This window comes from Arthrobacter sp. OV608, from assembly GCA_900110595.1.
Classification (GTDB): Bacteria; Actinomycetota; Actinomycetes; order Actinomycetales; family Micrococcaceae; genus Arthrobacter.
Genome location: FOEZ01000003.1, coordinates 57,295 through 80,965 on the forward strand (window position 1 = coordinate 57,295; position 23,671 = coordinate 80,965).

The 23,671-nt window shown below is 65.3% G+C and carries 20 protein-coding genes and 1 tRNA gene; 11 read left to right on the plus strand and 10 right to left on the minus strand.

The window, feature by feature from the left end; translation table 11 throughout:
- Nucleotides 1–8 precede the first annotated feature (8 nt).
- The 5 genes from mobA to BMX78_RS05110 all read left to right on the plus strand — a co-directional run bounded on the left by mobA (nucleotide 9) and on the right by BMX78_RS05110 (nucleotide 6,490).
- Nucleotides 9–656 carry a molybdenum cofactor guanylyltransferase gene (gene mobA / locus BMX78_RS05095; RefSeq protein WP_286138795.1) on the plus strand — a complete coding sequence of 216 codons (648 nt, stop codon included), beginning with the start codon at nucleotides 9–11 and terminating at the stop codon, nucleotides 654–656.
- A 15-nt stretch (nucleotides 657–671) separates the two neighbouring features.
- Entirely contained in the window at nucleotides 672–965 is a 294-nt protein-coding gene (locus BMX78_RS23010; protein WP_170850692.1) for a DUF6457 domain-containing protein, read from the plus strand.
- Nucleotides 962–2,341 carry a molybdopterin molybdotransferase MoeA gene (locus tag BMX78_RS05100; RefSeq protein WP_091417232.1) on the plus strand — a complete coding sequence of 460 codons (1,380 nt, stop codon included), beginning with the start codon at nucleotides 962–964 and terminating at the stop codon, nucleotides 2,339–2,341. The genes BMX78_RS23010 and BMX78_RS05100 overlap by 4 nt, the downstream gene beginning before the upstream one ends.
- A gap of 75 nt (nucleotides 2,342–2,416) precedes the next feature.
- Nucleotides 2,417–3,304, plus strand: coding sequence for a formate dehydrogenase accessory sulfurtransferase FdhD (gene fdhD / locus BMX78_RS05105; protein WP_091417236.1), 888 nt, complete (start codon nucleotides 2,417–2,419; stop codon nucleotides 3,302–3,304).
- Between the two features lie 144 nt (nucleotides 3,305–3,448).
- Complete coding sequence (locus BMX78_RS05110) at nucleotides 3,449–6,490, plus strand: alpha-mannosidase (protein ID WP_091417238.1); 3,042 nt, start codon at nucleotides 3,449–3,451, stop codon at nucleotides 6,488–6,490.
- 255 nt (nucleotides 6,491–6,745) lie between these two features.
- Here BMX78_RS05110 and BMX78_RS05115 read toward each other — a convergent pair whose 3' ends face one another.
- Together BMX78_RS05115 and BMX78_RS05120 are read right to left on the minus strand one after the other, a co-directional pair.
- Nucleotides 6,746–7,483: a hypothetical protein gene (locus BMX78_RS05115; RefSeq protein ID WP_091417241.1), complete on the minus strand. Its 738-nt coding sequence runs from the start codon at nucleotides 7,481–7,483 to the stop codon at nucleotides 6,746–6,748.
- Nucleotides 7,480–8,217: a hypothetical protein gene (locus tag BMX78_RS05120; protein WP_091417243.1), complete on the minus strand. Its 738-nt coding sequence runs from the start codon at nucleotides 8,215–8,217 to the stop codon at nucleotides 7,480–7,482. Before BMX78_RS05120 ends, BMX78_RS05115 begins: the two co-directional genes overlap by 4 nt.
- A 246-nt stretch (nucleotides 8,218–8,463) precedes the next feature.
- On the opposite strand from BMX78_RS05120, the gene BMX78_RS05125 reads away from it, so the two are divergent.
- The gene (locus BMX78_RS05125) at nucleotides 8,464–10,107 is read left to right on the plus strand and encodes an ABC-F family ATP-binding cassette domain-containing protein (RefSeq protein ID WP_091417246.1); all 1,644 of its coding nucleotides are present in this window, start codon (nucleotides 8,464–8,466) and stop codon (nucleotides 10,105–10,107) included.
- Entirely contained in the window at nucleotides 10,104–12,017 is a 1,914-nt protein-coding gene (locus BMX78_RS05130) for an ABC transporter ATP-binding protein (RefSeq protein WP_091417247.1), read from the plus strand. Before BMX78_RS05125 ends, BMX78_RS05130 begins: the two co-directional genes overlap by 4 nt.
- A gap of 42 nt (nucleotides 12,018–12,059) precedes the next feature.
- Here the strand turns inward: BMX78_RS05130 and BMX78_RS05135 are convergent, their stop codons facing one another.
- From BMX78_RS05135 to BMX78_RS05145, 3 genes are all read right to left on the minus strand, one after another.
- Nucleotides 12,060–12,476, minus strand: coding sequence for an NUDIX hydrolase (locus BMX78_RS05135; protein ID WP_091417249.1), 417 nt, complete (start codon nucleotides 12,474–12,476; stop codon nucleotides 12,060–12,062).
- A complete protein-coding gene (locus BMX78_RS05140; protein WP_170850693.1) occupies nucleotides 12,473–12,967 on the minus strand; it encodes a DUF6314 family protein in 495 nt (164 codons plus the stop codon). The genes BMX78_RS05135 and BMX78_RS05140 overlap by 4 nt, the downstream gene beginning before the upstream one ends.
- A gap of 1 nt (nucleotide 12,968) precedes the next feature.
- Nucleotides 12,969–13,041: transfer RNA gene (locus BMX78_RS05145), tRNA-Arg, on the minus strand.
- A gap of 84 nt (nucleotides 13,042–13,125) precedes the next feature.
- Here BMX78_RS05145 and BMX78_RS05150 point away from each other — a divergent pair.
- The gene (locus BMX78_RS05150) at nucleotides 13,126–13,914 is read left to right on the plus strand and encodes a DUF998 domain-containing protein (protein WP_091417252.1); all 789 of its coding nucleotides are present in this window, start codon (nucleotides 13,126–13,128) and stop codon (nucleotides 13,912–13,914) included.
- Here the strand turns inward: BMX78_RS05150 and BMX78_RS05155 are convergent.
- The 4 genes from BMX78_RS05155 to BMX78_RS05170 all read right to left on the minus strand — a co-directional run bounded on the left by BMX78_RS05155 (nucleotide 13,876) and on the right by BMX78_RS05170 (nucleotide 17,316).
- Nucleotides 13,876–14,166, minus strand: a complete 291-nt coding sequence (locus BMX78_RS05155) for a hypothetical protein (RefSeq protein ID WP_255470787.1) — start codon at nucleotides 14,164–14,166, stop codon at nucleotides 13,876–13,878. The two genes, BMX78_RS05150 and BMX78_RS05155, sit on opposite strands and share 39 nt — an antisense overlap.
- A gap of 128 nt (nucleotides 14,167–14,294) precedes the next feature.
- Complete coding sequence (locus BMX78_RS05160) at nucleotides 14,295–15,761, minus strand: PGAP1-like alpha/beta domain-containing protein (RefSeq protein ID WP_091417256.1); 1,467 nt, start codon at nucleotides 15,759–15,761, stop codon at nucleotides 14,295–14,297.
- Between the two features lie 2 nt (nucleotides 15,762–15,763).
- Nucleotides 15,764–16,576 (minus strand): hypothetical protein, encoded by an 813-nt coding sequence (locus tag BMX78_RS05165; RefSeq protein WP_091417260.1) that lies wholly within the window; start codon nucleotides 16,574–16,576, stop codon nucleotides 15,764–15,766.
- Nucleotides 16,577–16,683: 107 nt separating this feature from the next.
- Nucleotides 16,684–17,316: a hypothetical protein gene (locus tag BMX78_RS05170; RefSeq protein ID WP_091417263.1), complete on the minus strand. Its 633-nt coding sequence runs from the start codon at nucleotides 17,314–17,316 to the stop codon at nucleotides 16,684–16,686.
- Nucleotides 17,317–17,348: 32 nt separating this feature from the next.
- On the opposite strand from BMX78_RS05170, the gene BMX78_RS05175 reads away from it, so the two are divergent.
- Nucleotides 17,349–18,179 (plus strand): inositol monophosphatase family protein, encoded by an 831-nt coding sequence (locus tag BMX78_RS05175; protein WP_091417264.1) that lies wholly within the window; start codon nucleotides 17,349–17,351, stop codon nucleotides 18,177–18,179.
- An 18-nt stretch (nucleotides 18,180–18,197) separates the two neighbouring features.
- Here BMX78_RS05175 and BMX78_RS05180 read toward each other — a convergent pair whose 3' ends face one another.
- A complete protein-coding gene (locus BMX78_RS05180) occupies nucleotides 18,198–19,634 on the minus strand; it encodes an HNH endonuclease (RefSeq protein WP_502686272.1) in 1,437 nt (478 codons plus the stop codon).
- A 120-nt stretch (nucleotides 19,635–19,754) separates the two neighbouring features.
- Between BMX78_RS05180 and pcrA the strand changes: the two genes are divergently transcribed.
- Both pcrA and BMX78_RS05190 read left to right on the plus strand, forming a co-directional pair.
- On the plus strand, nucleotides 19,755–22,247 hold the full coding sequence (gene pcrA / locus BMX78_RS05185; protein ID WP_091417269.1) for a DNA helicase PcrA: 2,493 nt from the start codon (nucleotides 19,755–19,757) through the stop codon (nucleotides 22,245–22,247).
- Nucleotides 22,248–22,352: 105 nt separating this feature from the next.
- Nucleotides 22,353–23,660 (plus strand): glycosyltransferase, encoded by a 1,308-nt coding sequence (locus BMX78_RS05190; RefSeq protein WP_170850694.1) that lies wholly within the window; start codon nucleotides 22,353–22,355, stop codon nucleotides 23,658–23,660.
- The last annotated feature ends 11 nt before the right edge of the window (nucleotides 23,661–23,671 follow it).

The window sequence follows — 23,671 nt, forward strand, 5'->3', positions numbered from 1 at the left end:
CTGGTGGAGTGGAATCAGACAGGCTGGACTTCGACGCCCTGATCCTTGCGGGCGGCCGTTCCTCCCGCCTGGGCGGGGTACCCAAGCAGGGACTCGTCTTTGAAGGCGCCACCCTGCTGCAGCATTCGCTTGCGGCCTGTTCCGCGGCGTCCCTCATCGCCGTGGTGGGCCCGGATTCCGGTCCGTTGCCTGCGGGGGTCCTCGCCTGCCGCGAGCAGCCGGAGTTCGCAGGACCGGCTGCGGCGGTCGCCGCCGGGCTGGAAGCGCTGGGCCGTGCAGGCGGCGGACGGGACTTCACCCTGGTGCTGGCCTGCGATATGCCCAGGGCCGCGGGCGCCGTGGAAACCTTGGCGCAATGCCTTGCGTCCCCGGCTGGCGCCGGGGACGGAGTGATGGCGTGTTCTGACGACGGAACGGCCCAAATGCTGCTGGGTTTTTACCGCACAAGCGGGTTAAAAAGGGCAGTTCAGGCGCTGTCTTCGCGGGGCGGCTTAATCAACGGTTCCATGCGGTCCCTCCTTGCTAGTCTGGACGTGCAGCTTGTCACCGTCCTCGCCGGCACCACAGATGATGTGGATACCTGGGATGATGCCGCCGCATTAGGAGTTGACGCCGGGCAGCCGGACGTGCGCCAGGACCGGCGCGGCAGCAGTTGAATTGGGAGGCAAAGAGTGAAAAGCCAGGATGAAACACTGGAGGAATGGTGCAGGTCCCTCCTCCAGGCCTATGAGCTTGAGGACGTCCAGGTGGACGTTAACGCCATCCTTGCCCTCGCGGGCGTTGCTGCGCACTCCGTTGTGCGGCCGGCGGCACCCCTGACCACCTTCATTGCCGGCTACGCCGCCGGCCTTGCCTCGGGCTCCGGGCAAAGCACCGAGGCTTCGTCCATGGAGGACGCCTTGGCTGTTGCACGTTCACTGGCTGCCGATTACGACGCTGAAGCCGCCGGGGCTTCCGGCGAATGACTGAAGAACCCGGGGAAGAACGGAGTTCAACAGACCAGCCGGAGGAGACGCGGCACCTGGCCCATACCTGGGAGGAGGCGCGGCAGGCTGCCTTCGAGGCGGCAACCCCAATTCCAGCCGGACCGGTGCCGTTGCACCTGGCCCTGGGCCGCACGTTGGACCGGGATATCGTGGCACTGCAGGACATGCCGCACTACGCGTCGTCGGCCATGGACGGCTGGGCGGTCAACGGGACGGGGCCGTGGATCCTGGTGGAACCGGGCACGCGCCTTGCGCCGCACCAGGCAAGTCCCATTGTGACCGGCGGTCTCATTCCCCCGGGCGGGAAAGCAATACTTCGCAGCGAGAGTGCACTGCTGGGCCAAGATGAGGACGGACTGCCGGTCCTGCTGACCGGCGGCAGCGCCAGGCCCGGTGAGCCGCGCACCGGCCAGCACATCCGGAAAGCGGGGGAAGAAGCGCTGGCGGGGGACGTGTTGGTGAAGGCTGGCGTGCAGCTCAACCCCGCACATCTGGCCCTGGCTGCCTTGGCCGGATATGACGAATTGCCTGTCCAGGGCAAGCCCATGGTGCGCCTGCTGCTGACGGGCTCCGAAGTGATCGGAAAGGGCGTCCCGGTTCCCGGCAAGGTGCGGGACACTTTCGGTCCGCAACTGCCGGCCGTCGTGAACATGCTCGGCGGGATCGCGGGCGAACAGCAGCGGATCGGCGACTCGTACGCCGAGTGGCTCGCAGCACTCGAAGATGTGGTCCCGGAGGCGCCGGGCGCACCGGACCTGCCGGCCGACGTCGTCATCACCACGGGAGGGACCGGACGGTCAGGCACGGACCACCTCCGCCAGGCGGTTGCCGAACTGGGCGGACGGCTCATCATCGATGGCATAGCCATGCGGCCTGGGCATCCGGCCGTCCTCGCGGAACTGCCGGACGGGCGCTTTGTGCTGGGCCTGCCGGGGAATCCCCTTGCCGCGATGATGGCGCTGTCCACCGTGGGGGCGCCGCTGCTCGCCGCACTGGGCCACGGCAAACTGCCGGACACCCAGGAGGTACCCTGTGGAAGCATCATCGAACCCGACCCGGGGCGTACCCGCCTGATGCCGTTCCGCCTGCTGTACGGAATGGCGTCGCCGGCGCAGCATACGGGCCCCGGCATGATGCGGGGCCTGGCTTCGGCAGACGGTGTGCTGGTGGTGCCGCCGCACGGTGTCCAGCTCGGTGAACTGGTGCCCGCCTTCGCCCTGCCCTGGGGACCGCCCATTCCGGCCCTTCCAGAGCCAGGTTCGAAGGCGAAGCCCCGGAACGCTGCGCGGCCCGGACGGACCCCCGCCAAGCCGGCAGCCAGTGGCCCCGTAGACTGGAGCGCGCTGCTTGGCTGACCATCGCCGGGCAAGCGCGCTGGCATCCCGCACCGGCAGTTGTCATGATGGACCTATGAACACACAGGGGTGGCCATGGGCCGAGTGACCCAGCGCCGCAAGGTGCACAAATATGTCCTCGATGGCTCTCCAAAGGCTCTCGAATTTCCGGTACGGCACCGCGAGGATGTCCTCGCGGTGGAGGAGCCGCTGGAAATCCGGCTGGGCCAGCTGTCCTTCTCGGTGACCATGCGTACCCCGGGTGACGATTTTGACCTCGTGGCCGGGTTCCTGGTGTCGGAGGGCATCATCTGGAGCGCCGAGCAGCTTGTATCTCTGCGTTTCTGCGCCGGCGAAGACGAGAACGGCGTGCAGACCTTCAATGTGGTGGAGGTGCAACTGCGGCCGGACGTCACCATTCCCTCCATCGGGCGCCACATCTACACGTCCAGTTCCTGTGGCATTTGCGGGACCGATTCAGTGGAGTCCGTGCGGAAGTCATCGCGCTACAGCCTGGATGAGGATTCCCTGAACCTCGACGCCGGACTCCTGGCATCGCTGCCGGGGCTGCTGCGGAAATCCCAGCGCGTTTTTGAGGACACCGGGGGAGTGCACGCTGCCGGTCTGTTCAAGATCACGGACGACGGCGGTGCGGAGCTTATGTGCCTCCGCGAGGATGTAGGGCGCCATAACGCCGTGGACAAGGTGGTGGGCTGGGCTTTGCGTGAAGGACTGCTCCCGCTGCGCGGGACCGTTCTCCAGGTGTCCGGCCGGGCCTCCTTCGAGCTGGTGCAGAAAGCGGCGCTGGCAGGAATCCCCGTGCTGGCAGCCGTCAGCGCACCGTCCAGCCTTGCCGTGGAACTCGCCGAAGCAAGCGGCATGACCCTGGCCGGATTCAGCCGGGGAACCAGCCTGAATATCTACACCGGGGACCAGCGCATCATCAGGCCGGCTGTACAGGTTCCTGCCGCCGCACTTCCCTGATGCAACGGGCCACCCTGCGAATCTGTCCACAAACCGCTGCGGAATTGTTCCCCGGATAGTCGATGGCTAGTAAGCTACCAGTGGGTAGTTAATCCACCGAATGGACACCTTGGTCCACATTTCCAGCGCTGAAGAGGGCCAACATTGCATGACGACCGCCGGATCACGGAAGTCCGCCTCGAAAGGTTCGTCCGCGAACGCATCGTCCCAGCCGTCTACAGCCGGAGCCTGCCTCTGGCCTTGAGCAGCTGGGATGTTCCCGACGAGCCGGTCCCGGCCCTCGAAGCCATGCGGCAGGACTTTTACCCGCAGGACCACGGTGCGCCCTGGGGGAAGCCATGGGGCACCAAATGGCTCCGCCTTCAAGGCGAGGTGCCGGAATTCTGGGGTGCCGGGCCGGACACCACGGTTGAAGTGGTGGTGGACCTGGGCTTCACCACTGAAGTCCCGGGTTTCCAGTGCGAAGGGATAGCCTGGCGGGCCGACGGCACCATTATCAAAGCGCTCTCGCCCCGCAACCAGTACATCCCGCTGAAGCTGCTTGGCGGCGGCATGGCGGTGGACTTTTACGTGGAGGCAGCTGCCAACCCCGACGTCGCCCAGGGCTGGACCTTCGCGGCCACACCGTACGGCGACAAGTCCACGGCGGGAACGGCCCCGCAGTACCGCCTGGGAACCATTGCCATTGCTGAACTGAACCAGACAGTGTGGGAGCTCCAGCAGGACATCTGGACGCTGTCCGGGCTGATGGCGGAACTGCCGTGGGAGCAGCCGCGGCGGCATGAGATCCTCCGCGCCCTCGAGCGCATGATGGATGCGATGGACCCTGACGACGTCGCAGGAACGGCAGCAGCCGGACGCGAAGCGCTCGCCGAAGTCCTGGCCCGGCCAGCCTATGCGTCGGCACACCAGCTCGTGGCCACCGGTCACGCCCATATCGACTCCGCCTGGCTGTGGCCGGTCCGGGAGACCATCCGCAAGTGTGCCAGGACGTTCTCCAACGTGGTGGCCCTGATGGATGAATATCCGGATTTCGTCTTCTCGTGCTCCTCGGCACAGCAGCTCGCCTGGATCAAGGAGTACTACCCCGAACTTTTCGGCCGGATCCGGGAAAAGGTGCGGGCAGGCCAGTTTGTTCCCGTCGGCGGGATGTGGGTGGAATCCGATACGAATATGCCCGGCGGGGAAGCCATGGCCCGGCAGTTTGTTGAGGGCAAGAGCTTCTTCCTGGCCGAATTCGGAGTGGACTGCCAGGAAGCCTGGCTGCCGGACTCCTTCGGGTACTCCGCTGCCCTGCCGCAGATCGTGAAAGCTGCCGGCAGCAGGTGGTTCCTCACGCAAAAGATCTCCTGGAACCAGACCAACAGGATGCCGCACCACACTTTCAACTGGGAGGGCATCGACGGCACCAGGCTCTTTACGCACTTCCCGCCGGTGGACACCTACAATTCCCAGCTCAGCGGACGCGAGCTGGCCCACGCAGAGCGCAACTTCCGTGACCACGGCCGCGGCACGGTGTCGCTGGTGCCTTTCGGTTATGGCGACGGCGGTGGCGGGCCTACCCGGGAAATGCTTGCCGCCGCTGCCAGGACTGCAGACCTGGAGGGCTCGCCAAAGGTGCGGATCGGATCGGCCAAGAGCTTCTTTGAGCAGGCCGAGGCAGAATATCCGACCCTGCCGGTCTGGGTGGGTGAGATGTACCTCGAACTGCACCGCGGCACGTACACCAGCCAGGCGCGGACCAAGAAGGGCAACCGGCGCAGCGAGCACCTCCTCCGCGAAGCGGAATTGTGGTGTGCCACTGCCGCTGTCCGGACAGACTCGTTCGTTTATCCGGCGGCGGAACTCAAGCGGTTGTGGCGGCTGGTGCTGATGCAGCAGTTCCATGACATTCTGCCGGGCAGTTCCATCGCCTGGGTGCACCAGGATGCCGAAGGCAATTACCAGGCCATTGCGGCTGCCCTCGAAGCCCTCATCGCCGAGGCGGCCGCGGCCGTGCTTGGCAGTGGGGAGCGTACTTTCCTGCTCAATGCCGCGCCGCACCCGCGGGCGGGAGTTGAGGCGCTCGGAGCGGCGGAACCAGCTGTCCCGGCGCTTCCAGTCCGCGCTACTGCACAGGAGGGCGGCTACGTCCTGGACAACGGCATCATCCGTGCTGTGGTGGATGCCGACGGCCTGATCAGCTCCCTGAGGGACTATGCGAGCGGCCGCGAAGCGATTGCCCCGGGGGAGCGCGGCAACCTGCTGGAGCTGCACCGGGACACGCCTAACGAGTGGGATGCCTGGGACATCGACGAGTTCTACCGGCGGAACGTCACGCCGTTGACAAGCGCGGAGTGTGTCCGGCTGGATGAGGACGGGGACGAAGCCGCCGTGGTGGTGGAGCGGCTGTCAGGATCCTCGGCCATCACCCAGCGGATCAGCCTTGCCGCAGGCAGCCCATCACTGTCCATCACCACCTCTGTGGACTGGCAGGAGCGCGAAAAGCTGCTGAAGCTCGGCTTTGCCCTCGATGTGCGGGCTGACCGGTCCGCTGCCGAGACGCAGTTCGGGCACGTCTTCCGCGCCACCCATACCAACACATCCTGGGAAGCAGCGAAGTTCGAAATCTGTGCGCACCGCTGGATCCACGTGGCCGAACCAGGTTACGGCGTCGCCGTGTCCAACTCGTCCACGTACGGGCACGATGTCACCAGGAGCATCAGGGAGGCCGACGGCGGCACCACCACCACAGTGCGTTTGTCACTGTTGCGTGCCCCGAAGTTCCCTGACCCGGAATCGGACCGCGGGCACCACGAACTGACGATGACCATCCGCCCGGGAGCCGATATCGCCGATGCCGTCCAGGAGGGTTACCGGACCAATCTGGCGCCCCGCCTGGTCAGGGGCGGTTCACCAGCAGAGCCACTGTTTGCCGTGTCCAACCCGGCCGCTGTCATCGAAGCAGTGAAGCTTGCCGAGGATGGCTCCGGAGACGTGATCGTTAGGTTGTACGAGTCATTGGGCCAGCGTTCGGCCGGCAGTATCACCGCCAATTTCCCGGTCCACCACGTCGCTTCAGTAGACCTGCTGGAGCGGCCCATCGAGTCCGCAGGAGTGGAGGCCGGTTCCGGCGGTGCCGAGCTGCTCCTGCGCCCGTTCCAGCTGGTGACGCTTCGGTTTGTCCGCGCTGCGGCCGGGAGTTAGGTCGAAGCTTCCGGCCCTGCGGGGAGACGGCCTCTAGAGGCGGAAAAGCTTCGGATGAAGGTGAAAAGTGGCCTTAAATGGCTGAGTGGGGGCGGTCCCCAACGGCCGCCACCACTCATCCCCCCAAAGCGTGCAAAGGTCCCCGGGAGCTGCCACGTTCAAGAAATTATCCCCGTTCGTAAACGCCCCGCAACCCCCACCTTCACACATCCATGATTATTCCACATTCTAATGAATATGTGAAAGCCAGTAAGGTTACTTTTCGGTAGATGTCCTTCTGGCGCCTGCGGCCCTCTTGTTCCTCACCCGTGCAGCCCAGATCAGCGCCAGGCCAACCACAAAGCAGAGCACTGCCGTGTAGTTGACGATGAACTCAATCGCGCCCAGCTCCGGTGGCACCACTGGAAACAGCAGGGTCAGCGCTATGGCTACCCCACCTACTGCCAGGAGCCCGGCGGCAAGCCGCACCAGCACCGGCAACCTGCTGCCCACGGCGCGGACCATTGCCGGCAACAGCACCAGGGACACATAGGAGGGATAGGCGCGGCCGGCAGCCCCGTAGTACTCCACCAGGGCGGCATGCCACGGGTCCTTTCCCGCCACCGCACTCAAACCTGCGGACGATCCCGCAGTGTCCATCAGGAAGAACACCCCGATCAGCACCAGGGAAATCACCAGCAGGACGGTCATCCCTGTTTTGCCGGTGATGAGCCGGTAAGCATGGTCGGCGCCGAAACCGCGGGTCACCCGGATGCCCACGAAGTAGATGGCAGCGAAAATGATGAAGCGCAACAGCAGGTTGGCAAGGTTGATGCCACCCAGTGCGGTGTCCACGGCGACGTACGGCGCCTCGATGCTCAACAGGATGGCGGCGGTCATCAACGCAAAAATGTAGAAGAGGGACCTGTTCTCGCCGCGGATGGCGCTGGGCACGCGGGCTGCCGCGATGAGGCCGCACGTGGCCAACGTTGACCATTGAAGTATTTCGATCATCCCAGGTTCTCCCAGATCTTTTCCGTTTGCGCCTGGTCCTGCTCCTGGCGTCGCAACACCTTGCCCAATGCCTGCAGCCTGTCACCGGCGAGAACGGCAAGGTCGCCGTCGGACAGGCTGTCCAATGCGGCCCGGCGTGCGCCGGGGGCCCAGCCGGCCTCTTCCTCGGTGACCAGTCCGGTGGCCACCAGGCCGTTGGCCAGGCCAACGCCGGCGGCCCGGGCCGTGGCCACGGCCAGCTCGGCCGTAAGGCGGTTGGCAGTCAGCTGCGCTGAATAGTTTTGCGGGGCGATGCCCGTGGCGGCAGACACCCGGTGCCGCACCTCGCCGTCGTCAATTGCATCAACCCAGTTCTTCACCGAGGTGGGGTGCGGCGCCGGCGATAGAGCGGGCGGCTCGGGGCCGGCTTTTCGTCCCGGGTCCATCGCGGGACGGGCCAGCATAGTGTGCAGCAGGTCCGCAGTGGAAATCTGGCTCACCAGTTCACAGCGCGTGGGACCAGGCTGGGGATCTGCCAGCTCCCGGTAAGCGTCGAAATCGGCCAGGGCAGCAACCGGGTTGATGCCGTAGGCGCGGCTGATGCTGACAACGGTGGAGACTGATACTTTCCCGCGCACCAGCTGCTGGGCGAGTGTTGTCCGCTTGATCCCGGAGATCCTGCAGACGTCGGCCGTGCTGGCCTCCGGCGCAACGCCTTGCAGCCAGCGCTGGAACGCCTTGGCGGGGAGGGTCATAAGGGGCTCTCTGCTGAACGGGTGGTGTGTCGATTTTAGCTGCCAATTTGCCCCCGGTTTTACCCGCGCCCGGGTTTCGACTATGCTTGATGGTCGAGCCCGTTGGTCCGTACACCCCCCAAGTCCGGACCAGCGGGTTCTTTTATGTCCGCCGGCTCTGGCGCCCTTCCTCCTGCGGATCAGCAAGCCACGTGCGCACGGCAACGGGGAAGACCGGCTGCGGATGCGCCGGCGAAAGGATGGATCATGACTGCGACCCTTGTTGCCAAGGATGTTTCCGGCGGCCATGACCACCGGCAGCTTTTCTCCAGGCTCTCCCTGACTGTCGCCCCGGGCGACGTGGTGGGCGTGGTGGGTGCCAACGGTGCCGGCAAGTCCACCCTGCTGCGGCTCCTGGCGGGCGTTGACCAGCCGCAGGACGGAACGGTCAGCCTTGCCCCGGCAGACGCATTCGTGGGCTGGCTGCCCCAGGAACACGAGCGCATTCCTGGTGAAACCGTGGCCGGATACATCGCCCGGCGGACCGGTTGTGCGGTTGCGACAGCGGAGATGGAGTCCACCGCCGAAGCCCTTGGTTCAGGCGCGCCCGGTGCCGATGACGACTATTCCCGGGCCTTCGACCGCTGGATGGCCTCAGGCGCCGCGGACCTTGATGAGCGTATCCCTGCCGTCCTGGCCGAACTGGGCCTCGACACAGGTGCCGATGCCGTGATGACCGGCCTGTCCGGCGGGCAGGCAGCCCGGGTGGCGCTCGCGGCCCTGCTGCTCAGCAGGTTCGACGTGGTGCTCCTGGACGAACCCACGAATGACCTGGATCTGGCCGGCCTGGCGAAGCTGGAGGATTTTGTCCGCGGCCTGCGCGGCGGTGTTGTGCTGGTCAGCCACGACCGGGAGTTCCTGGCCCGCTGCGTCACTACCGTGGTGGAGCTTGATCTGGCGCAGAATTCGGTGGCAGTTTACGACGGCGGCTACGATGCCTTCCTCGAAGAACGCGCCGTTGCACGGCGGCACGCACGCGAGAAATACGAGGACTTTGCTGCCACAAAGGCGGACCTGGTGTCGCGGGCCCGGACCCAGCGCGAATGGAGCTCCCAGGGCGTGCGTAACGCCATGAAGAAGAGTCCCGACAACGACAAGATCCGCCGCGCCGCGAGCACCGAGTCCTCGGAAAAGCAGGCCCAGAAAGTGCGGCAGATGGAATCGCGGATTGCCCGGCTGGATGTCGTGGAAGAGCCGCGCAAGGAATGGCAGCTCCAGTTCTCCATCGGCCAGGCGCCCCGCTCCAGCTCAGTAGTGGCCACCCTCCGCGACGCCGTGGTGCGGCAGGGCACCTTCACCCTGGGTCCGGTCAATCTCCAGCTCAACGCGGGGGAGCGGATCGGCATCACAGGCCCCAACGGCGCCGGCAAGTCCACCCTGCTCCGCCTTCTGCTGGGCGACATCCTCCCGGAGTCCGGCAGCGCTGCCATGGGTGCTTCGGTGGCCGTCGGGGAGATCGACCAGGCCCGCGGACTGCTGGCCGGCCACCTTGCGCTGGCTGACGCCGTCGAAGCGGTCCTGGTGGACCTGACCCCCGCGGAGGTCCGGACGCTGCTGGCAAAGTTCGGCCTCAAAGCGGACCACACCGCCCGGACCATCGATTCGCTGTCTCCGGGGGAACGCACCAGGGCCGCCTTGGCCCTGCTGCAGGCGCGCGGCGTGAACCTCCTTGTCCTGGACGAGCCCACCAACCACCTCGACCTGCCGGCCATCGAGCAGCTGGAGGAGGCCCTCGAAAGCTACGACGGCGCCCTGCTGCTGGTGACGCACGACCGGCGGCTGCTGGAAAACGTCCGGCTGGATGTACGTTGGAATGTGGAGAACGGAACGGTAGAGGAGCAGCAGCAATGAGCATGGAAGGGGTGGCCTGGAGCTCGCTGTACAAGATCACCCGGGCCAAAAGCGGTTCCCAACCCTTCTCCAAGGCCACGCTGAAGCGCGTCCTTGGCTTCGCCCGCCCGCATCAGGGCAAACTCGTGGCGTTCGTGGCGTTGTCCGTTGTGATGGCATTCCTGGCTGTGGCAACCCCCGTCCTGGCAGGGCAAGTGGTGGACGCGATCGTCGCCAAGGCCGCCACGGAGGAGGTGGTCCGCCTCGCGGTGCTGATCGCCGTCGTGGCAGTAGCCGAAGCGGGCCTGGGACTGGTGAGCCGCTGGCTCTCCTCCACCATTGGCGAAGGCGTGATCGTGGACCTGCGCACCCGGGTCTTCGACCATGTGCAGAAGATGCCCATCGCCTTCTTCACCCGCACCCGTACCGGCGCCTTGGTCAGCAGGCTCAACAACGACGTCATCGGCGCCCAGTCCGCTTTCGCCGGCACCCTGTCCGGAGTTGTCAGCAACGTGGTGGCCCTGATCCTCACGCTCGTGGTGATGCTGGGGACATCCTGGCAGGTGACTGTCCTGGCCATGATCCTGCTGCCCGTGTTCCTCATTCCCGCCCGGCGGATGGGTTCAAGGCTTGCGGACCTGCGCCGCGAAGCTGCCGAACACAACGCCGCCATGGGCACCCAGATGACCGAGCGCTTCTCCGCCCCGGGGGCCACCTTGGTTAAGCTCTTCGGCCGGCCGGATGAGGAATCCCGCGAATTCGCCGTCCGCGCCGGCCGCGTCCGCGACATCGGCGTCCGCACAGCCATGCTGCAGTTCACCTTCGTGACCGCCCTGACACTGGTCTCCGCGCTCGCGCTGGCCCTCGTCTACGGGCTGGGCGGCTGGCTCGCCATCACCGGCCAGCTGGCAGCCGGCGACGTCGTGGTGCTGGCACTGCTGCTTACCCGGCTCTACGCCCCGCTCACTGCACTGTCCAACGCCCGGGTGGAAATCATGAGCGCACTGGTCAGCTTCGAGCGCGTGTTTGAAATCCTGGACCTGAAGCCGCTGATCCAGCAGAAGCCGGACGCCGTGGCGGTTCCGCCGGGCCCGGTATCCGTGGAGTTCGACGACGTCCGCTTCGCCTACCCTTCAGCGGAAAAAGTGTCGCTTGCCTCGCTGGAGGAAGTGTCCACGCTGGACACCCGCGGCGGCGAGGAGGTGCTGCACGGCATCAGCTTCCGGGTTGAGCCCGGGCAGACCGTGGCGCTGGTGGGATCCTCCGGCGCAGGAAAGTCGACGGTCGCGCAGTTGCTTGCCCGGCTGTACGACGTCGATTCCGGCGCCGTACGCCTCGGTGGCACCGTCCCGGGAACCGGACTCGATGTCCGCGACGCCACCTTGGATTCCCTCCGGGACACTTTGGGCATGGTGACGCAGGACGGCCACCTTTTCCACGAAACCATCGCCTCCAACCTCCGGCTCGCCAAGCCGGACGCCACCGAGGAGGACATGTGGGAGGCCGTCCGCCAAGCCCGGCTCGAAACAATGATCCGGTCACTGCCTGACGGGCTGGACACGGTGGTGGGTGAACGCGGCTACCGGCTTTCCGGCGGGGAACGCCAGCGGCTGACCATCGCCCGGCTCCTCATCTCCCAGCCCCGCGTTGTCATCCTCGACGAGGCGACGGCGGCGCTGGACTCCACCAACGAAGCCGCCGTCCAGGCTGCCCTGGGCGCTGCACTCGAGGGGCGCACCGCCGTCGTGATCGCCCACCGGCTTTCCACCATCCGCGCCGCCGACGCAATCCTGGTGGTGGAGGACGGCCGGATTGTGGAGCGCGGCACGCACACCGAACTGCTGGCCGCCGAAGGCCGGTATGCCGAGCTGTACAGGACGCAATTCGCCGAAGCCACCGCAGTGGCACAGGAAGCGGTCCCCGAGTTCTAGATGTCCTGCGGCTGCCGGACTGACGGCTCCAGGCCCGGCGGTTCAGGCCTGGCGGGCGAGCTCCGGCAGGATGTGGTCCGTCAACAGCGGGGCAAGGTCCGCGGGCAGGTCGGATCCGTTCCCCAGAGCTGCCAGGTCAAGCCACCGGATCTCCGCAATCTCGGCGGAAGGATGGGCCTCCCACGTCCCCGGTGCCATAAACACCGTTGCCTCGATATCCGTGGCGGCTTCGTTGGCGGCATCGGCGATCCAGACGCCCATCAGCTGCAGTTCGCCCGGGTCCAGGACAATGCCCACCTCTTCGGCGAGCTCACGGGCAGCGGCCTGGACGGCGCTTTCGCCCGCTTCGGGCTTACCTCCCGGATGCATAAACATGGCAGTGCCGCGCTTCCTGACGGTCAGGAGCCGTCCGGTGTTGTCAAAGACGCAGACTGCCGAGACGACGATGCGGTTTTTCATGCTTCCTCTTTCTGCAGCCGGACCAGCCGTGACGTCAGCAGGAGATCCTTCCGTGGCCCGGCGACGTCCCAGCTGTAACCGAAGCTGTCCGCGCCATCGTAGGTGTAGGTGACGTGGTAGGTGTCCGGATCGCACCAGTGCTGGTCCAAATTTTCGCGGGGAGTGAAGCTCATGCTGTGGAAGGGGCGGCCGTCCGGGAAGAAGACATCCATGGTGTCTGCGCGCGGGGTGGTTGCCAGGACATATTCGCGGGTGGCGGGGCCGGTGAAAGTGGGCCAGTGCATGGTGCCTTCCTCGCGGAGGTCCAGGCCGCCGTCGTCCCTGGAAGCAAAATGGACGACGCCGGAGAAGGTTCCGGCGGTGCCCTGGGCCCGGTCCAGCAGGTCCCGCTGGACGGTCCACAGTCCGGTTCCCGGAGCAGTGTCCCCAATGGCCGCGGCGGGGCCCAGCAGGTAGGCGCGGAGGTCGAACTCCGGGGGAGGAAAGTCCAAGTGCCCTCGATTGGAATCGAACCAACGACACCGGCTTTAGGAGAGCCGTGCTCTATCCACTGAGCTACGAGGGCGGGCATCCATTGGATCGGCAGAGCCGGTCCGCGTCGGACACGGATACAAGCATACAAGGTGTGGAGCCGTACTACGCTCAATGCATGAGTTCAGCGCCGTCCACATCGTCAGCCGCTGCCGTAATTCCGGACACCACCTCCACCCGGCAGTACATCGGAGCCTGGTCAGTGCTCAGCGTGCTGCAGTATTTCGCGGCGGAGGCTGCGGTGATCCTGGCCTGGGCAGGCCCGCAGCCCTACGACCTGCGCACGGGCTACATCAGCGACCTCGGAGCCCTCCGCTGTGGTGTCTTTGACGGGCGCTCGGTGTGTTCTCCGTTGAACTGGCTGATGAACGCCTCCTTTGTGGTTCAGGGACTCGGGATGCTGCTCGGTGCGCTGCTGCTGAGCTCGGGACTGCTGTGCGTGGCCGCCTTGGCCGGGGCGCGTGTACAGCGGCGGCGGCCCTGGCTCGCGGCTGTCTGGGTGCGGCTGCTGACCGGAACGGCCGGGGCCGGGACGGTGATTGTGGGACTGGTGCCGGAGGATGCCGGCTCCGGGTGGCACTATACGGGTGCCGTGATGTACTTCATTTCCGGGGCGGCCGCCCTGCTGGTGCTGGGATTCCTCTGGCTGCGGAAAACCGCCATGGCGTGGTTCATCCTGGCCTGCGGTGCTGTTTCGCTCGCTGCCCTGGTCACCGGCGGACTGACCCGGATGGCTGTGCCGGAACCCGGCACGCTGGAACGGCTCATGGGCTACCCGGTCACCGTTGGGATGGCCGCGGCCGGACTGGTCATCGCCCAGCGCGTCCACCGGCACCGGAAGCAGGTCCGGGCCGCAGCCGCACAGGGATCAGGGCCGGTTAAGGAAGAATTCCCTGAAGTCCGTTAAACCGGTGCCGCCTGTATAGCCAAGGGCATCCGCTCCCACCGATACGGCATCATCGGGTGAAAAGATGGTGGTGGAGAAGGTCCCGGACTGAAGGTTTTCGGTTTTCTCGAGCATTGCAGGGAGGGCTCCTTCCAGAGCCCGGGTGAGCGTTGCCTCGTCGTTGCCGGTTCCCACGAGCTTCGCGGTGATGAAGTTTCCGGACGTGTTCATGTTCACGTGGACCTGCGCCGATGCAATTCCCTGAACTGACATGGCGGCGTCCTCGATGGAAGCTTTCAGGCTTTCAGCCGATGATGCGGGGCCGGGGCCGCACCCAGTGAGAGCAAGGAATGCCAGCGCCGGCGCGAGCATCCCGGAAACGGTTCTAAATCGGCGCATCATCACTGCTTTCGGGAAATGTTGGACACTGTCGAGGTTACTTGGCTGGCATCCGAGGTCAGGAATCGCTGGGTCGATTGCTGCTGGCTGTACTGGGCAATCGGGCCGCCGGCTTCGTGGTTCCGGACTGACTCCACATAGGCGGAGCCGTCGTGGTAGTTGATGCCGGCAATCCCGGGATCTCCGCCGGGGTTTGGCAGTTCCACGATGGTGGCCCCATTGTCGCGGGAAGCGGAAACCATCCCGCCCGGCCATGCCGTGGCGTCGGCCAAGTCCACCTTCGGTACCGGATCTCCGGCGTGCTGAAGTGCCAAAACATCGATGGACGACGGGATCTGCGTGGAATCCACGGGTGAACCGAACGTGACCACGTTGGTGACATTGAAGCGGTCAGTAAACCCCGCATCGGATGCAAGTGCCGTAGCAATCATTCCGCCTTGGGAGTGACCGGACAGCATCACCGGTGCACCTTCCGGAATGCCTGCCTGCTCCATGGCGAGCCGGACCGCCTCCGCCGCGGTGGACAGGTTGCCGCCGGCCAACTGGAGGTTTCCAGTAAGGTCGGTGGGATTTGCCGCGCCGTCAGGCATCCACCGCGTGGTGCCGGGAATGTTGATGATGTAGGCCGGCGGCTCACCCGGCTTCTCGATCCTGTTGATGCGGACACCGGTGTCCTCCGTACCGGGCTTTCCCTGGTCCCCGTAGGCCATGTTGGTTGTGGCCAGTACAGCGCTGATGCTGGACGGGACAGGCGTATTGCCCCTGCCGTTGGTATCCACCTTCGTGGGATCTCCAACGCCAACAGGAATAGGCTCCCCGGCCACCGGCCGGCCGTCATCCAGCAATTGGGGGTTGGATAAGCCCAGATTGAAGGTGGTTGCCCGCAGGTTGTCTACGGCGACCGCCAGCAACACGCCGTTAGAGAAGAGCTCTGTTATCGATGGCGGCTCGCCGGATGTCAGCCACCGCCAGCCCATGTCCGTCACATTGCCGGTTTGGTCCAGGACATTTCCTTGGGCGTCCATCACGTTGCGGATGGGAAGCGGAGCTGAGTCCTGGACAAAGTTCCATGCGGTACCGACTGCGTCCTGGACAGTAGTAGATACTTTTCCGGCGGTGTCCCACAGGTCGCCCGCGGTGCCGGCAATGGAGTCAAGCAGCGAGTCGGGAAATGACGGGGCCTGCGGAGCAGACGTTCCACCCGGCCCCTCGGTGCTGGCCGCAATCTGCTCCTGGACATTGCGCTTGACGGTATCCGAGGCGGCAGCGAGCGCATCAGCTGTGCCTAGCAGCATTGCCCTGTGGCCGGTCCATTCGGCACTGAACTTCTGCGCGTCGGCACCCTTCCAGTGCGAGCCCTGGATTAGGGGTGTGAGGTTCCGGCCCAGGGCAACCAGCCGGTCGCTGGCGCGTGCCAGCTCTTCGCTGAGGCGCCGCCCGCTCTCGACGTCCATCCCGTAGAGGGTCATTATCAGGCCACCTGTCCCGCCACGCTTGCCAGGTATTCCCTGGCGCCCAGCATGCGCCAGGCCAACCCGTGGCCGATGGCATCGGACGCAACGGGAGTCAGGGCGAAGCCCTCACCGGATGGACTGGCGTTGACTGAATAGAGGCGCTCCGCCAGTGCCCAAACATCCCGGCTTAGATAGTCCGGGGCCTGGACCGGGGCTGCCCCGGGTCCACTTGGGCGGGAACCACTTGGGTGGGCCGACACGTCGAGATGAATCGTGTATCTGGCACGGGCGACTATTTCACTGAGCCCGGCGGCCGGCGGACTGGCCAGTCCTGTGGCCTCGGGGACTTCCGCGAGGTCCGGGAGGTGGCGCCTGAGCGCTGCCCAGGCATTTTCCTCAGCGAAGAAGGCTATTTCGACGGCGTTGCTGGTCGCAGTCACGTCTATGCCACTGCCGCCATGCCGGATACGCCGCAAGTAAGTGAGTCCGACGCCCCGGCCGCCTGACAAGGCGAGCTCGGTGTGAACGGACGTTTCATGTGTTTGGACCACGGCTGCCGCCCGTAGGGGACCGAATGCCGAAATCCAGACTGCCAACACCCAATGCCGGCTGATGGCACCGTCCCCGTCAACTATTCCCGTCTGGCGGAGTTCGGCCTCGGCCATCTCCAGTGCTTCCGAATCCAGCGCAACGAACGCCTGGGCGTCGATGGAGTCAAGATAGGCGGACAGGTCCGCCTCCGACCCGTGCGCGAGTGCCTCGGCCGCCTTATGGACTGTCAAGGCCCAGGCTACGCCGGTGATTTTAAAGACGTTGAGGGCAACGTCCATCTGTGATTCCCCCAAGGATCCCCCAATGAAGTGTCCGCAACACGCATCCAGCGCCCGTAGCCAATACCCTATCCGGGCCCTCTTAGGAAACGGAACGGGGAGTTCTATCAGGCCACTTGCCGCTGCGGCCTTTTCCGCAGGAGCACAGCGGCGGCGCCGGCGAGCAGGCTCAGGACCAGCAGGAGCCAGCCGGCCACGGTAAGGCCGGACGCCAGTGCCACCTGGCCGGCGTCAGGGGTTGCTGACGCCAGCACGCCGTCGATGGCCACGTTGGCCCAGAGCCGGACCACAACAAAAAGCAGCGGAAGGGCCCACAGCGCCCAGCGCATTGCCTTCCTGGCAACACTTGTCCCGATCAGCAGCAGCCAGGTGAACCCGAAGATCAGCGGGAACAGGGTGCCGGCGGTTTTGTGGACGTAGTTGAGCTGGCCGCGGGCGTCGTCATCCATGGCGGTGTGCAGCTGGCCGATGTAGTTGGCATCGAACCCGCCGATGAGGGAGTCCGGCATGGCCAGGCCGCCCGTGGTGAGTTGCCGCAGCTGGTCCAGTGTGAGCAGGTGCAGGTACCAGAACAGGAACAGGCTGGCCACCACTCCGGCGATCAGGATCAGGTTGCTGTTGTTCTCGGCCTTCCGCGGCGTGCGGTTCGTGCTGGGGTTCACCACCGGCGGAAGGTGGTGCTGCGGCACCGCCGCCTTGGAGCCGTGCTTCTTGATCCGCTGGGCAGGGGTTTTGGCCATGGGACCATTATCCCGCCCCATAAACTGAAGCCATGACCATTGGCCGGCACAGCGCTGTTGAACTTGACCCCTCCCTGGACGACTACGAGCTGGCGGCGGCTTTGGTCCGCGAAGCAGGGCAGCTTGCATTGCTGATGCGGATGGCGGGCCTGCAATCCGAACAGAAGACGTCGGTTTCCGATGTGGTGACAGCTGCCGACCATGCCGCCGAGGCCTACGTGCTTGAGCAGCTGCGGCGGTGCCGGCCGGAGGACGGCATCCTGGGGGAGGAGGGCGCTTCGGTCCAGGGGACAAGTGGCCGGACCTGGGTGATTGACCCAGTGGATGGCACCTACAACTTCCTGCATGGCTCAACCTACTGGTGCTCCGCGATTGCCCTGAAGGATTCCTCCGATGTGATGCTCGGAGCCATCTTCCAGCCGGAGGAGGACAAGCTTTGGCTCGGGGGCAAGGCCCACCCGGCAACGCTGAATGGTGAACCGCTCACGGTGTTCCACCAGGACCGGGGCGCGCGCAACAGTACAGCCGTTGCCGAACTGGGCGCCGCCACCTACATCCACCCGAGCTGGCTGATGGATCCCCTGTGCGCGATGCCGTGGCACGCCGCCGCTACGTCCGCCGCCGCACTACGCATGCTGGGCTCCGGTTCCTGCGACCTGGGCCGGGTGGCTGACGGGCAGCTTGGATGCTGGTTCCAGCACAGCTGCCCTGAGTGGGACTGGCTGCCGGGCAAAGCGATCGTCCGGGCTGCGGGCGGAGCAGTGGACACCGTTCACGTAAACGGCCTCGAATGGTTCATGGCCGGCGGAACGACGGCGGTTCGTGAGTTGCGTGCCGCCCTCGAGTCCGGCTCGGTGGCATAACAACACACGCATTGAAGATCACCACAGCACGGCTTGTTGGAATTGAAGTCGTCGCTCCGCTTTGGTCCGACGCCGCCGTAGGTGATGATCGCGCTGCCAGTCTTCCGCCGCTATAGCCACGCGATTTATCAACTGCGAAGCAGTCCCCGGTAGGGGTGGTGCAGTGGAGCGGTAAGTGTGGCCGGTGGGTGTCCTTGTTTCGACTGAATGCCTTTGTCCTGGTCGAGTAACCGTCTTTGCGGCCCAGCCTGGTGTTTCTTTGGTGTGGTTGCAGGCTTCGCAGAGGCCTTGGCCGTTGGTGCTGGTGGTTGGCCCGTCATGGTGCCAGGGGATGATGTGGTCCAGGTGGCGGATGGGCGCGTCGCAGTAAGGGGCGCGGCAGGTGTCATCCCTGACCTGGATGAATCGGCGTAGTCCTGCCGGGAAGAGCCGGGCTTTGGAGTCCATCCCGACGAGTTCGCCGCTGGCGGGGGCTGTGTAGAGCCGGCGAAGCCAGACTTGAAGCCCGGTATCATCCGCAGAGGGCGGGGGTCCCGCGTCTGCCATGAGCTCGCCGCGGATGGCCTTTCGAGCCCATTCGCCGGGGACGATGCCGTAGCCGGTGAGGCGGGCGGGTTCGCTGTCGCCTTGGAAGAGGGTGCGGTCGGTCATGACGAGTTGGAGGTCGATGCCTGTGTAGCCGCCCGGGGTGCCGGTGACGCGTTCGACCAATTCGTCGGCCATGATCGCGCCCTTGGACCGCTCCTCCCCGGAGGACTTGAGCGCGTCGGCGTGGCGGGTCAGTGCCGCATACGCGGCCACGCCCTCGGCCACGGGCAGGAGGGCGGTCAGGCGGGTCATCGTGTCCGGCGCCGGACGCAGCGTGATAGTCCGCTCATTCACAGCGTGGCTGGCCCGCCTGGCGACTGAGTGCGGGTCGCGCCGGTACGCAGCAGCCCGGACCGCGGCGATGATGGCCCGGTCCCCACGGCCAGCCAGGGAGCCGCTGTCCGCGGCGAGTTCCTCGTCTACCGCGGCCCGGTCCTCGACCGCCAGGCATGCTGTTTCCTTCACCACCAAGGTGGCCCGCCACTCGTTCAACTGGCCTGATTCCAGCGCCGCGAAGGTGTGGGGCATCTCAACCAGGGCTTTCCCCAGACCCAGCAACCGGGCGCCACGGGACGGTGACTCCCGACGGGCCAGCGCGATTTCCGCGCCCACCCCGGCTCCGAGTTCATCCGCAGGGACTCCCGCTTCGGCCTGTTCCTGCCGGGCGGCAAGCTCGTAGGCCACGGCGATCCGTGCCTGCTTCGCAGCGGCCGCGGACTTCACATCCTCCAGCTCCCGCAGCTGGTCAATCATTCTTTGCCGGTCAGCAGCGGGACGGATCAAAGACAACGTGTGCAGGACATCCCCAACAGCAGGCCCAGGGCGGTTTACCGCCCCCTGCTGCACCACCGTCGTGATCGGTTCCATAAGCAAAGTCTTCCAGCCGCCCCAGTCAACGGCGCTAACCCCAGTCCCTATGTGGATAACGTCCCGTCATCCACAGGCTGGAGCTGGGTGTCTGCCCCACCGCCTAGACTTGTAGGCACCATGGATATGTTGTTTGACCCGTACTCTGACGGACCCTTCAAAGCCGCTCCCACCGCCGCTGCCCGCACCAAATCGCCTTCCGAGGGCGCAGCTGCGGCTCCGGGGACGGGCGGAAGCGTCCGCGCTGGCGTCCCGGAAGCGAAGGCCCACCGAAGCCACGGCATGGACCCGGCCAAGCTGCTGGAGGGGCTCAATCCCGAGCAGGAGGAAGCCGTCAAACATGCAGGCGGCGCCCTGCTCATCGTGGCCGGTGCCGGTTCGGGAAAGACCCGCGTGCTCAGCAACAGGATTGCCTACCTGATCGCCACAGGACGGGCCCACCATGGGGAAATCCTGGCGATCACCTTCACGAACAAGGCCGCCGCGGAAATGCGGGAACGCATCGAAAAACTGGTGGGCGGACGCGCCAAGATCATGTGGATCTCCACCTTCCACTCATCCTGCGTCCGCATCCTCCGGCAGGAGGCAGCCAACGTGGGGCTGAAATCGAACTTCTCCATCTACGACTCCGCCGACTCCCTGCGCCTGGTCACCCAGGTGTCCAAAACACTTGACCTGGACCCCAAGAAGTTCGCGCCCAAAGCCATTCAGCACAAGATCTCGGCCCTGAAGAACGAGCTCATCGATGCCGATTCCTACGCCTCCGCCGCGAACTACAGTGATCCTTTCGAGCAGGCTGTCGCTGATGTCTTCAAGGGCTACACGCAGCGGCTGCGGCAGGCGAATGCGATGGACTTCGACGATCTCATCGCCGAAACCGTGTACATGTTCCGTGCCTTCCCGGCCCTCGCCGAGTCGTACCGCCGGCGGTTCCGGCACGTGCTGGTGGACGAATACCAGGACACCAACCACGCCCAGTACGCCCTGGTCCGCGAAATTGTGGGGGAGGGCCCAGGGGCTTCCGAGCTGACCGTAGTGGGAGATTCGGACCAGTCCATCTACGCCTTCCGCGGTGCCGACATCCGCAACATCGTGGAGTTCGAGAAGGACTACCCCGAGGCGCGGACCATCAAGCTGGAGCAGAACTACCGCTCCACCCAGAACATCCTCAGCGCGGCCAATTCGGTGATCTCGCGGAACCCGAACCGTCCGGAAAAGCGTCTGTGGACCGCCGAGGGCGAAGGTCACAAGATCATCGGCTACGTGGGCGAAAACGAGCACGACGAAGCCCAGTTCATCGCCAAGGAAATTGACCGGCTCCAGGACGAGGAGAACCTCCGTCCCGGCGACGTCGCCATCTTCTACCGGACCAATGCCCAGTCGCGCTCCATTGAAGACGTGCTGGTCCGGGTCGGCCTGCCCTACAAGGTGGTGGGCGGCACGCGCTTTTACGAGCGCAAGGAAATCAAGGACGCCCTCGCCTACCTGCGTGTGCTGGTTAATCCGGACGACGACGTCAACCTGCGGCGGGTGCTCAACGAACCAAAGCGCGGCATCGGTGACCGCGCCGAGGGCGCCGTGGCCGCGCTTGCCCAGCGCGAACGGACCTCGTTTATGGCCGCCGCACGCCGGGCCGAGCAGGCTCCGGGTATGGCAACCCGGTCCGTGAATGCCGTGCTCGGGTTCGTGAAGTTGCTGGATGACCTGGCAGAAGTGGCCGCCGGATCGGGCGCGGCGGCAGCACTGGAAGCGGTCCTGGAGCAGACCGGCTATCTGGCCGCGCTGCGCTCCAGCACGGATCCGCAGGACGAATCCCGCGTGGAAAACCTCGCCGAACTCGTCGCCGTCGTCCGTGAATACGAACAGGAGAACCCGGAAGGGTCACTGGAAGCGTTCCTGGAGCAGGTGTCCCTGGTGGCGGATGCCGACCAGATCCCCGACGCCCCGGGCGCGGACATTGATGCCGCCGTCGCGGAGGCAAAACGGCTGGGTGTGGTCACCCTCATGACCCTGCACACCGCCAAGGGGCTCGAATTCCCGGTGGTGTTCCTGACCGGCATGGAACATGGCCTGTTCCCGCACCAGCGTTCAGCAACCGATCCGAAGGAACTGGCGGAAGAACGCCGCCTCGCCTACGTAGGGCTCACCCGCGCCCGGAAGCGGCTCTACGTGACCCGTTCCGAGGTCCGCAACATGTGGGGGCAGAGCCAGTACAACCCTGCCAGCCAGTTCCTGGAGGAGATCCCGGCTGATCTCCTGGAATGGAAGCGTGAAGGAACCAGCAGGCAGTCCAACTGGGGCGGCGGATCCATCAGTTCGGGCCGCTACAGCGGATCCTTCTGGGGCGCCGGGACCTCCCGCGGTGCTGCCGCCGACCCCTCGGCCGGCTTCAACGCCGATGTCCCCGCTGTGATCGCCCGCAACCGCGTGCAGCCGCAAAAAGAGATCGTGGCGGTCAGTGTGGGGGACAAGGTCAACCACACGAGTTTCGGCAACGGAACGGTGCTTGCCCTCGAAGGCGCCGGGGACAAGACCGTGGCAAAGGTGAAGTTCGACGTCGGCGAGAAACGGTTGCTGCTGCGCTACGCGCCGCTGACCAAGCTGGACGCCTAAGAGCGGCGGAGCCGGACACAACGCCCGGCCCTTGTCCGACTCCCCGCGCGGGTCTACAGTTCAGGAACGTTTCCCCAGAGCCGTACCAACATGACGGAGCGGGCCATGAACATTCTGTTCGCCAGCCAGGCAATCGACGGTCATTTCAACCCCATGACCGGGGTGGCAAACGAGCTTCAAGAACGCGGCCATGATGTCCGGTGGTACACAGGCCCGGTCCTCGCCGGCAAGCTCCGCGAACTTGGGATTCCGCTGCTCCCTTTCAAGCGCGCCATCGAGCACCGCGCAGACAACCTCAGCGAGCTCTACCCTGAACGCGCCAAGCTGAAAGGTCCCCGCGCCATCGGCTTTGACGGGGAGAAAATCTTCGCCAGCAACATCAGCAGCTTCTTCGAGGACATCCGGGAACTGGACCGGGCCTTCTCTTTTGATGTCCTGGTGGCAGACAGTTCCATGTTCATCCACCGGCTCGTCGTGCACCTGATGGGAAAGCGGGTGGTGGCCTTTGTTGCGATTCCCAATATGGAAAGCGATCCACTGGTGCCCCCGCTCTTTTTCGGTTTCCTCCCCGCGCGCAACGCCCGGGAAAAGGTCCTGCAGGCCGCGGCCGGGCTTCTTTCCGACAAGGTCATACTTCGCCCCGCCAGCCAAAGCTACCGGCGGCAGCATGCGTTCTATGGCCAGGAGGTGCCCAAGAGAGGCCGGCTCACCGACGAGCCCTACCGCTGCTCGGACGCCGTCATCCAAACGGGCTCCAGGTCCCTCGATTTCCCGCGAAGAAGGGACAACCCCAAAGTCCACTACGTCGGGGCGCTCCTGCCCTACCGGCTAACGGATACGTCCGGACTGCGACTGGAGCCGCACATGGATCCGCAAGGTTCCGCCGGAACAGGTTTTGCCAGGACAGTAGTGGTCACCCAGGGCACGGTGGACAACCTGGACCCGAACAAACTCATCATTCCCGCAATAGAGGCACTGAAGGACACGGACACCATAGTGATGGTGGCGACCGCAGGCCGCGGAACGGCGGAACTCCGTGAACGCTATCCGCAAGCGAACATCCAGATCCACGACTACATCGACTTTGCCGCCGTCTTCGACCATACGGACGTCTTTGTCACCAACGGCGGATTTGGCGGCGTGCAGCTCGCGCTTTCCAAGGGAGTCCCCCTGGTGGTGTCCGGGATCAACGAGGGAAAGAACGATGTCAACGCCAGGGTGGAGTACGCCGGGGCGGGCATCAACCTGCGGACGGACAACCCCTCGGCGGAGAGCATCGGCAAGGCCGTAAACAGCATTTTGGCCGATCCGGCATGGAAGGAACGGGCCCAGCAGATGCGCCGCGATTTTGGCTCCGACAATCCTGCCAGGGCTGCCGCCGAAGTGGTGGAAGCCGTCTTCAGCAACAGGTAAAGCACCGGCGT